Origin of the sequence: Gluconobacter cerinus (genome assembly GCF_002723935.1) — a bacterium.
Classification (GTDB): Bacteria; Pseudomonadota; Alphaproteobacteria; order Acetobacterales; family Acetobacteraceae; genus Gluconobacter; species Gluconobacter cerinus.
Genome location: NZ_BEWM01000002.1, coordinates 369,723 through 384,205, shown reverse-complemented (window position 1 = coordinate 384,205; position 14,483 = coordinate 369,723). Strand labels below are relative to the sequence as shown.

The window sequence follows — 14,483 nt, the reverse complement described above, 5'->3', positions numbered from 1 at the left end:
CTCACAAGCAAACCCGTCACAGCGCCTCACTCATCCTTGTAACGGTATCCAATGCCGTAGAGCGTTTCGATCTGATTGAAGCTGTCATCCACCTGCCGGAATTTCTTGCGAACGCGCTTGATATGACTGTCGATCGTCCGGTCATCGACGTAAATGTTGTCGCCGTATGCCGCATCAATCAGCTGATCGCGGGACTTCACCATTCCCGGGCGCATGGCCAGCGCCTTCACCAGAAGAAACTCCGTAACAGTCAGGGCAATATCCTGACCGCCCCACAGACACTGATGTCGTGTTTCATCCAGAGAAAGCTGACCACGGACGATGGCTGAGCCCACGGTTGTGGCTCCTGCCGCTTCGGCGCGGCTGGCATCCTGCCGACGCAGCAATGCACGAATGCGTTCGATCAGCAGACGCTGGGAAAACGGCTTGGTGATGTAATCGTCAGCCCCGAGGCGCAGCCCCATGAGCTGATCCAGCTCCTCGTCTTTCGACGTCAGGAAAATGACAGGAAGGTTGGATCGGGCGCGCAGGCGCTGAAGCAGCTCCATACCGTCCATGCGTGGCATCTTGACGTCCAGCACCGCCAGGCTGACCGGGCGGCTGGTGATTCCCTGAAGCGCACTTTCACCATCCGTATAGGTGTGAACGGTGAACCCTTCGGATTCGAGGGTCATCTGGACGGAAGCAAGAATGTTCCGATCGTCATCCACAAGCGCGATAATCGGTGCTGCCGTGATGCCAGAAGGCGTCTGACAGTTGGCCGATTGAGGCGGAAAGGAAGTGTGGGGCGTCTCCATATGGGGTCCGTCTGCTAAAATCTGATGCGTAGATTATCTATAACGCATGGCGCACTGTGGCGGGAAATAGGCATTTCAATGACATCCTACCACGTTGCAACCCTTGTCTTTGAGACAATCCGCGTTATCTCCTGAAGAAGAACGGGGCCATGAGTTGGCCCGTCCCACAAGATAAGGTCGTGACATGACAGACCAGAAGACTACGCCGGAAACTGTAAACGACGTGCCTGAGCAGGGCGTCGAGACCCCCGGCATGAACGAAACCGGCGGCGAAACGCTGGAAGAAACCACGCCGGAAGCGCGCATTGAGGCTCTTGAAGCCGAAGTAGCAGAACTCAAGGATCGCTGGGTCCGTTCTGAAGCAGAGAACCAGAACATCCGCGCCCGCGCCAAGCGGGATGTGGAAGATGCTCGTCAGTACGCCATCCAGAAATTTGCGCGTGATGTTGTCGAGGCAGCTGAAAATCTCCAGCGCGGCCTTGCCTCCCTTCCGACGAAGACCGAGGGGGAAGACAGCCTCATCACAAAGCTGCGCGAAGGAATTGAAGGCACGGAACGGTCCTTCATCAACATTCTGGAACGTCACGGCATCACCTGTGAAGACCCGACCGGCAAGCCGTTTGATGCCAACCTGCATCAGGCCATGGCGGAACAGCCCTCTGATCAGCATACGCCCGGCCACGTCATGCAGTCCTGGACGCCAGCATGGCTTCTGAAGGGCCGTTTGCTGAAGCCAGCCATGGTTGTTGTTGCCAAGGGAACGCCGGAAGCTGACGCAGCAAAGGCGTCTCCGGGTCTCGACACGACCGCCTGATCCCGCTCACGCAGGATTTCTTTTTGCGGAACGTCAGCTCTAATGGTTGGCGTTCCGTCAGACCCTGTTAGAAAATAGGGTCATGAGTCGCATTCTTGTCATCAAGCTCGGTGCTCTGGGCGATTTCGTTCAGGCGTTTGGGGCCTTCGCTTCGATCCGGGCCGCGTTCCCGCACGACAGCATCACCCTGCTGACGACCCCTCCCTTCGTGGAGCTGGCAAAAGCTGCCCCTTGGTTCGATGACGTCACGACGGATCGTCGCCCGTCTCTGGCACACCCAGTCGCTCTGCTTCGCCTGTCGCGTGCGCTGCGCGGATTTGATCGCATTTTTGATCTCCAGACCTCCGGGCGGTCTCGCACCTATTTCCGGCTGGCAGGCAGACCACGCAACTGGTCCGGCATCTCTGACGGCTGCTGCCATCCGCATGCCAATCCGTCGCGCAATGAAATGCACACTCTGACCCGCCTTGAAGACCAGCTCCGTGCCGCCGGTCTTCAGCCCATTCCGCGAGAGGTTCCGGAATGGCTGAAGGGGCATGGGCCAGAGATTTCCGGTCGCTCCGTCGTGCTTATTCCCGGAGCGGCTCCGCATCGGCCACAGAAACGCTGGCCCGTCACGCGGTTTGCAGAGATCGCTCAAGCTGTCGCTGCCCGCGGACTGACTCCCGTCATTGTAGGCTGTGCGGCCGAAAAGCCTCTTGCTGAACAGATTTTGCAGGACTGCCCGAGCGCCCTGGACCTCACAGGACAGACCAGTCTGGTTGAGCTGGCGGGCGTTCTCCACAGAGCTGACCTTGTCATTGGCAACGATACCGGTCCGATCCATCTGGCCGCGGCTATGGATCGTCCTATCATCGCCCTGTTTTCCCAAGACAGTGATCCGCGCCTGACGGCTCCACTTTCGCTCACACCGGGACGCACAACCATTCTGGATGTTCCAGATCTGGCTCTGTTACCTGCATCACGCATAGAGGCTCTACTCCCCAGATGACAGTTATCCGTTGCGTCACGATGCAGAAGAACGAGGCCACGCTTCTTGAGCCATGGATCCTCTGGCACGGGGCCATTTTCGGCCTCTCCAATCTGACCGTTGTCGACAACGGCTCTACAGACCCACACGTCAAAGATGTGCAGAAGCGTTATGAAGCGCAGGGTGTGCAGATCATCCGCAAATATCGGTCCCAAAAGGATTTTTTGCGGAAAGGTGAAATCTTCACGGACATTATCCGGGGCTGGGATGCGGAAAATGCCTGTGATTTCGCACTTCCCATGGATTGCGATGAATTTCTTGCGTTCTTCCTCGACCGCCTGTCGGTGGATCCGGCGGAAATCCGCGCGCAGTTCGAGCTTCTGAAAAACGAACAGGCGACCCTAATTACCGATCGCCTCCTTCTGAACGTGCCAAATGCTCCCAATTACTACCGCCCCCAGTCGGTTCCGAGAGCACTGTTCAAGGCTCATACGATTGTGGGACTGGATCGGGGCCTGCATGCCCCGCAGACCATCTACCCAGAGCGCTGCGTGCGGACGCCCTTTGTGCATCTTCATCTGCACAATCGACCTGACTACGAAGACATCCGCCGCTTTGCCCGTCAGAAGCTCGCTCATATCGCTGGCGCCATTCCGGGGGAAAAGCCAAGAGCGGGCCAGATCACACCCGAGAACCCCAAAGAGGGATATCATCTTCGATACTATTTTCAGGCCAGCCAAGAAGATTTCCTCCGCAGCTACCTGCATACGCCCGATATTTATGCGCCCGTCATCGCAGACCATTTCCGAACGTTAGGCGTAGATCCTGCACCAATTCTCGGAGATACGGCCGCGCCGCAGTTCCCAGTGCATGTTCCACAGAATTTTCTGGCTCATCGTCGACTGGAAGATGGATCACAGCACGAATACGGCCTGTTTGATCCCCTCGCCTACGCCTACGAGAATGAAGATGTGGTGAAAGACGCCTTTTATGGCATCTGGCCGCTGATCCATTACATGGACGCCGGATGGCGCGAAGGACGGCGCCCGAATGCCAACGGAATGGAGCCATTTCTGCTTCAGGCGGCAGTTCCTACCGTATAAATCCGCTTTCCGGCCAGTGCAGGGCTTGCGGCCAATCCCCGATTGAGGCCATTTACGCGTGTCTTTTTCCCGGCAGAGGGCTGCCGGGAGCAATCGCAGAGGAGCGATCCCATGCCCGCCATCACACTCCCCGACGGAAGCGTCCGCACGTTCGACGGGACCGTGACGGGCACGACTATCGCGGCCTCCATCGGCCCGGGGCTGGCAAAAGCCGCACTGGCCATGGAGGTGAACGGCAAGCTCGTCGATCTTTCAACCGAAATTGCGGACGATGCGGCCGTCAAGTTCGTCACGAAAAAAGACGATGCCTCACTTGAGATGATCCGCCATGATGCGGCGCATGTTTTGGCAGAAGCCGTGCAGTCGCTCTGGCCGGAAACGCAGGTCACGATCGGTCCGAGCATCAAGGATGGCTTCTATTACGACTTCTCCCGTGAAAAGCCGTTCACGCCGGATGACTTCGAAACCATCGAAGCCAAGATGCGCGAAATCGTCGCTGCCAACGCCCCTTTCACCCGTGAAGTATGGGACCGTGACGAAGCCATTCGCTTCTTCGAAGAGAAGGGTGAGGACTTCAAGGCCGAACTGATCCGCGATCTGCCGGAAAGCGAGCAGATTTCGATCTACCGTCAGGGCGAATGGCTCGATCTCTGCCGCGGTCCGCATCTTCGCGGCACAGCAGACGTTGGCACGGCCTTCAAACTTATGCGCGTGGCCGGTGCTTACTGGCGTGGTGACCATCGCAACCCCATGCTGACCCGCATTTACGGCACGGCCTGGCGCGACAAGAAGGAGCTGGACGCTCATCTGATGCGTCTGGAAGAAGCCGAGAAGCGCGATCATCGTCGCATTGGCCGCGAGATGGACCTCTTCCATATTCAGGAAGAAGCTGTCGGACAGATCTTCTGGCACCACAAGGGCTGGCGTCTGTACACGGTCCTTCAGGACTACATGCGCCGCGCTCAGTCCCGGAATGGTTACGAAGAAGTTCGCACGCCACAGCTCGTGGACCGTGCCCTCTGGGAAGCCTCCGGTCACTGGGACAAGTACCGTGAGAACATGTTCATCGCGCAGGTTGAGGATGAGGACAAAACCCTCGCCCTGAAGCCGATGAACTGCCCGTGCCATGTGCAGATCTTCCGCCATGGCCTGCGGTCTTACCGCGAACTGCCGTTGCGTATGGCAGAATTCGGTGCGTGCCATCGTTATGAGCCGTCCGGCTCGCTGCATGGCATTATGCGCGTTCGTGGTTTCACGCAGGATGATGCTCATATCTTCTGCACGGACGATCAGATTGCGGATGAAACCGCAAAGTTCGTGAAGATGCTGGCTGAGGTTTACACGGATCTGGGCTTCGAGAGCTTCCGCGTGAAGTTCTCGGACCGTCCAGAGACGCGTGCCGGCTCTGACGAAGTCTGGGACCGGGCCGAAGGCTCGCTCAAGACGGCCTGTAAAATCGCTGGCGTCGAATATGAATATAATCCCGGCGAAGGCGCCTTCTATGGCCCGAAGCTGGAGTTCGTTCTGACGGACGCCATCGGTCGTGACTGGCAGTGCGGTACGCTTCAGGTGGACTACGTTCTGCCAGAGCGTCTGGATGCGTCCTATATTGGTGAAGATAGCCAGCGTCATCGCCCCGTCATGCTGCACCGTGCCATCCTTGGCAGCTTCGAGCGCTTTATCGGCATCCTGATCGAGCAGTATGCTGGCAAGTTCCCGCTCTGGCTGGCGCCGACGCAGGTTGTAGTGGCGTCCATCGTTTCCGATGCTGCTGATTACGCCAATGAGGTTGCTGCCGAACTGAAGGCAGCCGGGCTTCAGGTTGTAACCGACGTTCGCAACGACAAGATTAACGCCAAGATCCGCGAACACAGCCTTGCGCGCGTTCCGGTTATTCTGGTGGTTGGACGCCGTGAAGCAGAAGAGCGCAAAGTGGCGATGCGTCGCCTTGGCGGCGCCAATCAGGAAATCCTGGGACTCGAAGAGGCTGTAAAAACTCTCACAGCCGAGGCCACCCCACCTGATATTACCCGGTTTTCGAAGGATTGAGCGTAATACCCTTGCGCCCGGAAGGGCGCAGGACTATGTGCAAAAGGAATGGGATCGGCAAAGATCGAAACCCGCCCCTCTTTAACGAGGCGCGGGCGTTTGGGTCAGTGCTGGTCCTTGTATGAAAATTACGACAGGAGCTGACCATAGCTAGACCGCCGATGCAGGCCGCGCCCACACGTGAGGGGCCGCGCGTCAATGAGGAAATCCGTGTTCCGCAGGTTCGTCTGATTGACGAAGAAGGCGAAATGCAAGGCGTCATGACGACCCGGGATGCTCTGATGCGTGCTTTCTCGGTTGGCCTTGACCTCCTGGAAATCAGCCCGACCGCTGTTCCCCCTGTTGTGAAGATCTTGGACTACGGCAAGTTCAAGTACGAGCAGCAGAAGAAGAAGAACGAAGCCCGCAAGAAGCAGAAGGTCGTTGAGATCAAGGAAGTGAAGGTTCGTCCCGGCACGGGCGAGCATGACTTCCAGACGAAGCTCAAGGCCATCAACTCGTTCCTGGATGATGGCGACAAGGTAAAGGTATCCCTTCGCTTCAAGGGCCGTGAAATGGCTCACCAGGAGCTGGGTGCAAAGATGATGGAGCGCATCCGCATCGAGGTCGAAGAAAAGGCCAAGGTTGAGCAGATGCCCCGTATGGAAAACCGTCAGATGCTCATGGTTATAGCTCCGCGCTAAACCGGGTTCTTACGAGATCCACAGGAAAAGCAGCTTTCTTCGGAAGGCTGCTTTTTTTATGCCTTTAGTCTTGGAACTCGCCTATTCGCCGGACTCATGCTGATAGCCGCGATACAAATCCATGAGCCGGACAAGAGTGAGCCGGGCATCGTTAACCACGCTCCCCCAATCTCCTGCCACAGGCTGACGGAAAATTCGCATATCCGGATACCAGGCGGTCTGAGTTCCTGCATCTCCCCAACGCCAGCAAGCGTCAGAGCGTGACAACATCCATACGGGTTTGCCCAGCCCACCCGCCAGATGAGCCATGGACGTATCCACCGTAATCAGAAGATCCACAGCAGAGAGTCTGGCAGCGGTATCAGCGAAATCGAGAATATTCTCCGTCCCATCAACCAGTGGTAGTCCGGTTTCAGCAACTTGATGGCGGGCCGCTCCCATTTGGAAACTTACGAAACGCACGCCTTTTACTGAAAACAAAGGCCTCAATGTCTCCAGCGACATGCTGCGGCGGCGATCCGTCTGCGTCGCACGCAGGTCATGAGGTCTGGGATCTCCGCTCCAGACAAGCCCGACGATAAAATCCGGAGGCTGGCAGGAACCTTGAACCTGGGCGCTGAGCTTGCCTCCCTGAGTTGTCATGTCTTCTTCTGACACAGACAGATAAGGAAACTGTCCAACAAACTCTGCCGTCAGTCCGAGCCTCACCGGAAGGCTCATCATCGGGCAATGATAGTCGAAGCTGTCGGCAGGATCGAGAACTGAGACTACCCGGGATACGCCCGCTACACGCTGCATTAGTCGTACCAATGGAACTGGAACCTGCACTACAACTTCGGCACCCCTCTGGGCCAGTATCGGCATCAGGCGGATGAAATGCAGAGTGTCTCCATATCCCTGTTCGTGATGAACAAGAATGGTGCACCCCTTCAGGGATTCCCCTTCCCAGACTGACGCGTCGATATCAGCCCTGACTGTTCTCGAAGAAAGCCAACGACTTTCGTATTCCTGCCATCCTAAAAAAAAATCACCCGATTTCAGCAAAGCCGTCGCACGGCCAAAACGGATAACGGGATGATCAGGAGACCGTTGAAGCGCAGCATCGTAGAACTGCAAGGCTTCTGCAGAGCGGTTCAAACATTGGAGAATATGACCGGCGTTATTAAGAGCATTTGCATCATCAGGCTGCATTTTCAAAGCAGACTGCGCGAAACCCAGCGCCGCTTCAAACTGTCCATCGCGTGACAGAACCATACTCAGGTCGGTAGCGTACTCAGGAATAGCCGGGTCCTGCTGCACGGCAGTGTCCAGAGCTTTGATAGACCCTCTCAGATCATCCCGATGCAATAGGGCGATGCCCAGTCGATGCCAGACCCTTGCCGCATGAGGCCTTGCTTCGAGGGCCTTGCCATAGAACAGGGATGCCTTTTCCCAGCACTGAAGACGCTCATAAACGCCACCAAGAAGAAAAAGACTTTCAGGCCTTTCTGGCAGAAGCGTTTCTGCCTCTCGCAGAACGTCGATAGCACTCTCACGCTGCCCCACTTCTTCCAGGCCGACTGCTACTCGCAAATATTCTGTGAAGGTACGACGTGTAAGCAGACAGGGGCTGGGGGAAAGTGTGGTCATTCCGACTCCTCGTCCTTTGTCTGTAAGAGGAAATTCTTAAAAATTCCTCAAACTCCATTCGTTTATCACATCGTTTCTGAGACCATATCTTTGATACGATTGAAATAAATTAATAATTTAGAAGAAATTCTCTTTCCAAATTGGACATTACAAGTCCGAAAATATTTCCAATATTTATAAAATGAGCCTTTCGGTGCATCTTATGGGCGTTTGAAAAAGAGGCTGTGATCAGAAATAAATCCGATTTCAGATCAATCATTGGGTGTCTTGGCTACGATGTTGCGCTAAGAGCGCTTTCTATTCTGTTTTAAAGGCCTCCCCGGGCTTTAACCCGCCTGGAATGGACTCCATGACCCATCCGACGACGAACCCGGCTTCACGCCCCGCCGCGCCATTTGCGGAATTTCTACTCTCACGCGCACCACGCTCACCGCTCCGTAACGCTGTCTCCGCTGCTCACTACCGCCCCGAGGCGGAATGTGTGGATGCGCTGCTGCCGCGTGCTGACCTCACACCTGAGCAGGATCGTCAGGCTAGCAGAATAGCCCATGGCCTTGCTGAGGCCGCACGAGACTCCTCGCCCGATATTGTGGGGAGCCTTTTGCAGGCATTCCCTCTGTCTTCACCTGAAGGGCAATCTGTTCTGGCTCTGGAAGAGGCGCTCCTGCGCATTCCGGATTCTGCGACTCAGGATGCGCTGATCCGTTCTCTCGTGGGAGCTACCGACTGGGGACGGCATATTAGTAAACGCCGTGCGTCGGTTGTGAACTCGATTGCGTTGAACCTGTCCCTTGCAGGGCGTTTCAACCAGAGCAAGGGGTTCAGCCTTCGTCGGCTAACCCTTCAGACATCTACTCCCATGGTTCGTCGCAGTCTGGAAAAAGCTATCCGTGCCGTAGGAAGCGGATTCATTCTGGGCTCTACGCTGGCTCAGGCTCTGAGACTGTCCGCCCCTGCAGAAAAATATGGGCTGACATATGCATATGATCCGCAGGTCAACACCGCTCTGACGGCTCATCAAGCCCTCGATGCCCTTACCGTCTATGAAGACGCACTAGAAGATATCAGCCAACACGCGGGCATCACCGGCGACTTTCATGACCGCCCAATGCTGTATGTACGCCTGCCCGCATTGAGCGCGCGATTCAGCCGTTTCAGGCGCGAGCGGATCATGACGGAGCTGTTGCCGATCCTGCAAAGGCTTACCATCCGGGCACGGCAACTCGATGTCGGCATCCTGCTCTCCAGCGAAGACAGCACACATCTTGAGCTGACGCTGGATCTGCTTGAGGCTCTCTGTGTGTTGCCTGAACTGGGGAACTGGAACGGGCTTGGCATGACCGTCCAGACCTATGATCGTCGTGCTTCAGCTGTCGTAGATTTTCTTATTGATCTGGGACGGCGCACTGGGCGCCGCGTTCTTGTCAGGCTGGTCAAAGGCTCCTGCTGGAATTCGGAAATTCGACAAGCCCAGAAAACCGGATTGGCTGACTTCCCTGTTTTCACGCGCCGTTGCCATACGGATGTCAGTTATCTCGCCTGCGCCCGACAGCTTCTTGAATCGCTGGATGCCACCTACCCGCAGTTTGCCACCCATAATCCGCGGACTATTGGTCATATTCTGGCGCTCGCAGGGCAGGTTCGGCCGGGAGATTTCGAGTTCGCATGCCTGCAGGGGCTGGGGCTCGCCCTCGCGCAACACCTGCGAAACCAACAGGGCATGAACCTGCCCTGCCGGGTTCATGCTCCCATTGGGGAAGTCGCAGCACTGATGCCTAGTTTCGTCAGGCAGCTACTGGAAAATGGAGCTGCCTCGCTTGTTGTCAGCCGCGACGAAGATCCGGCTATTACGATTGAAGCCTTAACGGCTGACCCCGTCGAGGCAACACGCGCCATTCTGAGAACCGAGCGCCCTAATCGTGCAGTTCGTGCACCGTCAGACATTTTCCAGCCTGGGCGACGCAACGCGGCAGGCCTGGATCTTTTCAATGAGCTGACACTTCGGGCCCTCCATGAAACCCTTGATGGAGATGCGCCCTTCCTCCACGCCCGCGCTCTAACGCCAGGTGTCACCAGTCAGCACGACCGCTCCCGTCTGCTCTACAACCCCGCAGACCGACATGACCCTATTGGAGACGTTGTCGAGACTGATGGAAAGACACTGCTGTCTGCACTGGAGACAGCGGAGCATGCGCTTGCCAGTTGGGCAGGCAGCAGCCCTGAAGTACGGATTGCCTGTCTGGGGAAAGCTGCTGATCTGATTGAGGCCCACCGGATTGAGCTAATGGCGCTTCTGGTACGGGAAGCTGGAAAGACCCTTCCAGCTGCTCAGGATGAAGTCCGTGAGGCCGTCAGTATTCTTCGCCATGATGCGGAACGTCTGCAAGGGCGGGATTATCATTTGCAGGCCTCACCGCTCGGCCTTGTTGCGTGTATCAGCCCCTGGAGCAGCCCACTGGCGGCGTTCGTGCAACAGATTTCCGTCTCTCTTGCCGCTGGAAATGTTGTTCTGGCCAAGCCAGCCGAGCAAACCCCGTTTATTGCAAGCCGCACCGTTCAGCTTCTGCATGAAGCTGGGATTCCACGTGAAGTTCTGCACCTTTTGCCAGGCGATGGATCGGTGGGAGAGCGTCTGGTAGCCGATCACCGGGTCGATGCCGTGATGTTCACCGGCTCAACGCCCGTTGGCAAAGCCGTTTCACGCCAGATCTTTGATCGGCAGGGGCGCACGGGCACACCTGTTCCTCTCGTGGCGCGCACGGGCGGACAGAATGCAATGCTGGTCGATAGCTCCGCGCATGCAGAACAGGTCGTGCAGGATATTCTGAGCTCTGCTTTTGACAGTGCGGGGCAACGCTGTTCGTCTCTTCGTATCCTGTTGATCCAAGAAGACTGTGCAGACCATGTTCTTGAGCTTCTGAAGGGCGCGATTCAGGATCTGGCTATTGGGAATCCGGCGCGTCTTTCAACGGATATCGGGCCAATTATTTCTCCGGAAGCCCGGACAGAAGCGATGGATCATGTTGAAATGATGCGTCGGGCCGGCCGAACGGTGTGGTCCCCCGAACTCGGTGAAAACTGTCGATACGGCCATTTCCTCCCCCCCACGCTGATTGAAATCGGCCGTGTTGCCGATATTCCGCATGAAGTGTTCGGGCCGGTCCTGCATGTGCGTCGCTTCAACCGCAACGAAATGGACGGCGTGATCGACGCTGTAAATTCCATGGGGTACGGCCTGACTTTTGGCGTTCATTCGCGTGTCGCCATGACAGTGGATCGCACGACTAACCGCATTCAGGCGGGGAACATCTACGTCAATCGGGCCATAACAGGGGCAGTTATTGGCTCACAGCCTTTTGGTGGGTCCGGACTTTCCGGTTGTGGCCCCAAGGCAGGGGGGCCTTTTGCCCTCCGCCGTATGAGTGCCCGCACGTCCCCATGGTTTGCGCCTAAAGATGCAAATCCGGGTAGTATCCCGCGCCATGCGCAAAGTTTGGTGACGTTTCTTGAAAGCCGGGATGCCGTCTCAGCCCGCCAGATCCGACAGGATATTGCGCATGCCATGACGGGCTTCTCAATGACACTGCCCGGCCCCGCTGGAGAGACCAACACACTGACACTCAAGCCCTGTGGCCCGGTACTCTGCGCAGGTGAAAGCTGGCCTGCCATTCTCAGGGCTGTCGGTATGGCTCTGGGAACCGGCAACCCTGCTCTGGTTCTTGGCCCAGATCACGCACTGGACTGGATGCAGCGCCTTTCTCCCGGATTGGCCGACCGTATCCAGCGCGTTGATCCAGGGGCTTTGCCGGAATGTGCCGTCATGATCATGGAAAGACACTCCCCCCGCGCGCTGCAGGCTGCCTCAACCCTGACAGCACGCGAAGGGCGCATTGTGCCCATTCATGTGTTGGATTGTCTGCGCCCCGAATGGCTTCTGGAAGAGCACGTCGTGACCGTTAATACCGCTGCCCTTTGCGGCGATCTGACCACGATGGCTCTGTCCTGAAAGCACTTCAGTGATGAAGACTGGCCGTAACGTCCCACGTAATTTTCTGCGTCTCTGAGCGGCCATCTTCAGCAGGGTCCAGGGAATAGACCTGATGAACAATCGCGTCATCAAGGTTGGTCATGGAAAAACTCCCCTGCTGTGGCTGCTTCTTCTGCACAAAGCTGCCCAGAATGCTCTCTGTGGTGTCGTAATCCTTAAGCGCCGGATTTGTGAGAGCAATCATGGAGACATACTCGTAAAGAGACGGCCATGAAACGCCATCCATCTTCGAAAGATCTACCGTCACAGCCATATACTTGATTGTTTCGACCGTCTGTGATCCGAGGAAAGACGTCATTAACGGCTCATGCACATAAGCTGGGGCCATAAGTGTGGGACCAACATGCATGGGCATGTGGTACGTGTCCTCAATCCCGACATCCGCAAACCAGCGAACAGGATAACTTTCCTGCAGGGCTTTCTTCACGCGTGGAGACGGAAGACGGATGTTGTCAGTAAACACGGGCGATGTGTCGAGACCCTGCATGAGATAGGGATCACGATCCAGAATATGGGAGATGAGATCGTCTTCATGGACAGTCGCGAGAATGAAAAGCCGGGGTATCCTGCAATTCGCCCGCAGGTGAACACCATATTTCGCAAAACGCTCCGTCAGATGGGTCTGAAAATTTTCTTCCACCCCGGCTGGAAAACCAATGAACTGCGAACAGACCGTTCGGTCCCAACGAGCAATCTGACGACCATTGGCAGGCTGAACAATTTCTTCCACGGCATGTCGGGTCTGATCGGCAGAGTAACCCTGTACGACCAGTTTCTCCTGAGCGTGAAGAGAAGGCGCTAAGGCAAGCAATGCGGCAACAAGAGGCATCCAGACTTTCATGACACAGCCCTTTACGACATTTCATGTCAAACCATGTCTGAATTTTACAATTTGTACAACTATTCCGAATAAAAAATGAAGGATGCCTTATCGGCCGGCCTTGCGAACCAGCCGTTGAAGGATGGGCCGTACCTTTAAAAACTGCCCATACAGGGCCTCAAGGCCTTTAAGCACCAGCGGATAACGGGCGACTTCGCCCAAAGGCCGGAGAACCGGAATAGCACGCCACATGGCCGCAAAAGCAGCCGCGCCGTCATAGAGCTGCTCGCCCTCGCGTGCGTGAAACCGGGCGAGCAAGGCTGCACGGTCTAACGGGCAATCCGCAATTTCTCCGGAGGCATCAATGAAGTCGATGTTTCCACGCCGGTCCAGCCGACGCATCAAGGCGATTTCACGTTGGCATAAAGGACAGTTTCCATCATGCCAGACTGTCAAACGTGACATGTCAGGGAGCCAGTTCGGCTTCAACACTCACTGTAACGCGAAGGGTTTGTTCCTGCGGAGTACCTTGTGGCGGTGTGAACGAATCGCTAGCCGCACGAGCCGCCATCAACATGACCGGCCGCGGGCCCGGTTCCATCGAAGACACTCGAACCTGCTTCAGTCGCACAACATGTAGCCCCAGCGTTCTGGCACTTTCATCGGCTTCCTGCCGGACTTTCTGGAGTGCCTGGGTACGGGCCTGGCGCAGTAAGGTCTCCCGCGTTTCGGAGTCCAGAGACCAGTCCAGGCCATCCATCATCAAACCGTGACTTTGCAGCTTGCCTGACAAATCCAGAAGAGACACGGGGTCCTTCCCGCTCAGACTCAGATCCTGACGGGCGGTCCAGCGCGTCGGACCATGCTCTGGCGTCTGGTCCGACAGGGAATAACTGCCAGCTTGTGCCTCAATTCCTGACACCCCGGATGCCATTTTCATGGCTTCGGCCATATGGGCATTCAGGGTTTTCTGCGCTTCGATGGCAGAGGCACTGTCCACTCGCCCGAAAAGACGCACCGTCAAAAGCGTTGGCGCGGCATGGGCTTCACCCGTGACTGTGAAATCCAGCTCTGTCCCGGTCGTCTGGGGTTCTGTTGCCCGGGCCTGACAGCAAATTGCCAGAGACAGGACAGCGAGTGGGGTGGCCAGACGGAAAAGACGCTTCATGAGTGCTCCTGACTATGTTCCAAAAGGACCAACGCACGACGCAGCCTCGCGATCCCTGCCCGCAGGTGATGGTGCTTGCACAGTGTATCGCCTTCAATCCGGAGACGATGCGCATCGTCCATAGCCCCAACAGGGATTCCATGGGGTGTCGCCAGAAGATGATCCACGTTTTGTGTCAGCTGGGTGCAGTATTCCGCGCTGTCAGACGTCACAGAAATTACGCCTTCTTCTTTCCCGGGGACAGGTCGGGCAGGCGCATTCTGCGGTGGCGCATGTCCAGCCGGGGCAGCCGCAAGGCTTCCCACCAGACCCAGAAGACAGACAGACATTGGAGGCAGAAGGCGCATTCCGCCCTCTTTACACAGTCTCACCTAAGCCACGGGTGAGGGAGGAATGAAACTT

12 protein-coding genes are annotated in these 14,483 nt (G+C 56.6%); 6 read left to right on the top strand and 6 right to left on the bottom strand.

The genetic code is table 11. The features are described from left to right. Window positions 1-26: 26 nt before the first annotated feature. Complete coding sequence (locus tag GCE01_RS05710) at window positions 27-797, bottom strand: response regulator transcription factor (protein WP_099211597.1); 771 nt, start codon at window positions 795-797, stop codon at window positions 27-29. Between the two features lie 184 nt (window positions 798-981). On the opposite strand from GCE01_RS05710, the gene GCE01_RS05705 reads away from it, so the two are divergent. From GCE01_RS05705 to infC, 5 genes are all read left to right on the top strand, one after another. Next, window positions 982-1,611 (top strand): nucleotide exchange factor GrpE, encoded by a 630-nt coding sequence (locus tag GCE01_RS05705; RefSeq protein ID WP_064274586.1) that lies wholly within the window; start codon window positions 982-984, stop codon window positions 1,609-1,611. Window positions 1,612-1,693: 82 nt separating this feature from the next. Then, window positions 1,694-2,602 (top strand): glycosyltransferase family 9 protein, encoded by a 909-nt coding sequence (locus GCE01_RS05700; RefSeq protein WP_099211595.1) that lies wholly within the window; start codon window positions 1,694-1,696, stop codon window positions 2,600-2,602. Beyond that, complete coding sequence (locus GCE01_RS05695; RefSeq protein WP_099211593.1) at window positions 2,599-3,684, top strand: glycosyltransferase family 2 protein; 1,086 nt, start codon at window positions 2,599-2,601, stop codon at window positions 3,682-3,684. Before GCE01_RS05700 ends, GCE01_RS05695 begins: the two co-directional genes overlap by 4 nt. Window positions 3,685-3,795: 111 nt before the next feature. Further along, window positions 3,796-5,733: a threonine--tRNA ligase gene (thrS, locus tag GCE01_RS05690; RefSeq protein WP_099211592.1), complete on the top strand. Its 1,938-nt coding sequence runs from the start codon at window positions 3,796-3,798 to the stop codon at window positions 5,731-5,733. A gap of 161 nt (window positions 5,734-5,894) precedes the next feature. Next, a complete protein-coding gene (gene infC / locus GCE01_RS05685; protein WP_046900620.1) occupies window positions 5,895-6,416 on the top strand; it encodes a translation initiation factor IF-3 in 522 nt (173 codons plus the stop codon). A gap of 81 nt (window positions 6,417-6,497) precedes the next feature. Here the strand turns inward: infC and GCE01_RS05680 are convergent, their stop codons facing one another. Beyond that, window positions 6,498-8,045, bottom strand: coding sequence for a tetratricopeptide repeat protein (locus GCE01_RS05680; protein ID WP_099211590.1), 1,548 nt, complete (start codon window positions 8,043-8,045; stop codon window positions 6,498-6,500). A 349-nt stretch (window positions 8,046-8,394) separates the two neighbouring features. Here GCE01_RS05680 and putA point away from each other — a divergent pair, with 349 nt between their 5' ends. Then, window positions 8,395-12,051 (top strand): bifunctional proline dehydrogenase/L-glutamate gamma-semialdehyde dehydrogenase PutA, encoded by a 3,657-nt coding sequence (gene putA, locus GCE01_RS05675; protein WP_099211588.1) that lies wholly within the window; start codon window positions 8,395-8,397, stop codon window positions 12,049-12,051. A gap of 7 nt (window positions 12,052-12,058) precedes the next feature. Here the strand turns inward: putA and GCE01_RS05670 are convergent, their stop codons facing one another. The 4 genes from GCE01_RS05670 to GCE01_RS05655 all read right to left on the bottom strand — a co-directional run bounded on the left by GCE01_RS05670 (window position 12,059) and on the right by GCE01_RS05655 (window position 14,428). Beyond that, a complete protein-coding gene (locus GCE01_RS05670) occupies window positions 12,059-12,934 on the bottom strand; it encodes a hypothetical protein (protein WP_099211586.1) in 876 nt (291 codons plus the stop codon). An 87-nt stretch (window positions 12,935-13,021) separates the two neighbouring features. After that, window positions 13,022-13,378, bottom strand: a complete 357-nt coding sequence (locus GCE01_RS05665) for a thiol-disulfide oxidoreductase DCC family protein (RefSeq protein WP_099211584.1) — start codon at window positions 13,376-13,378, stop codon at window positions 13,022-13,024. Window position 13,379: 1 nt separating this feature from the next. Then, a complete protein-coding gene (locus GCE01_RS05660; protein ID WP_099211581.1) occupies window positions 13,380-14,081 on the bottom strand; it encodes an SIMPL domain-containing protein in 702 nt (233 codons plus the stop codon). Further along, window positions 14,078-14,428, bottom strand: coding sequence for a hypothetical protein (locus tag GCE01_RS05655; RefSeq protein ID WP_086633520.1), 351 nt, complete (start codon window positions 14,426-14,428; stop codon window positions 14,078-14,080). Before GCE01_RS05655 ends, GCE01_RS05660 begins: the two co-directional genes overlap by 4 nt. Between the last annotated feature and the right edge of the window lie 55 nt (window positions 14,429-14,483).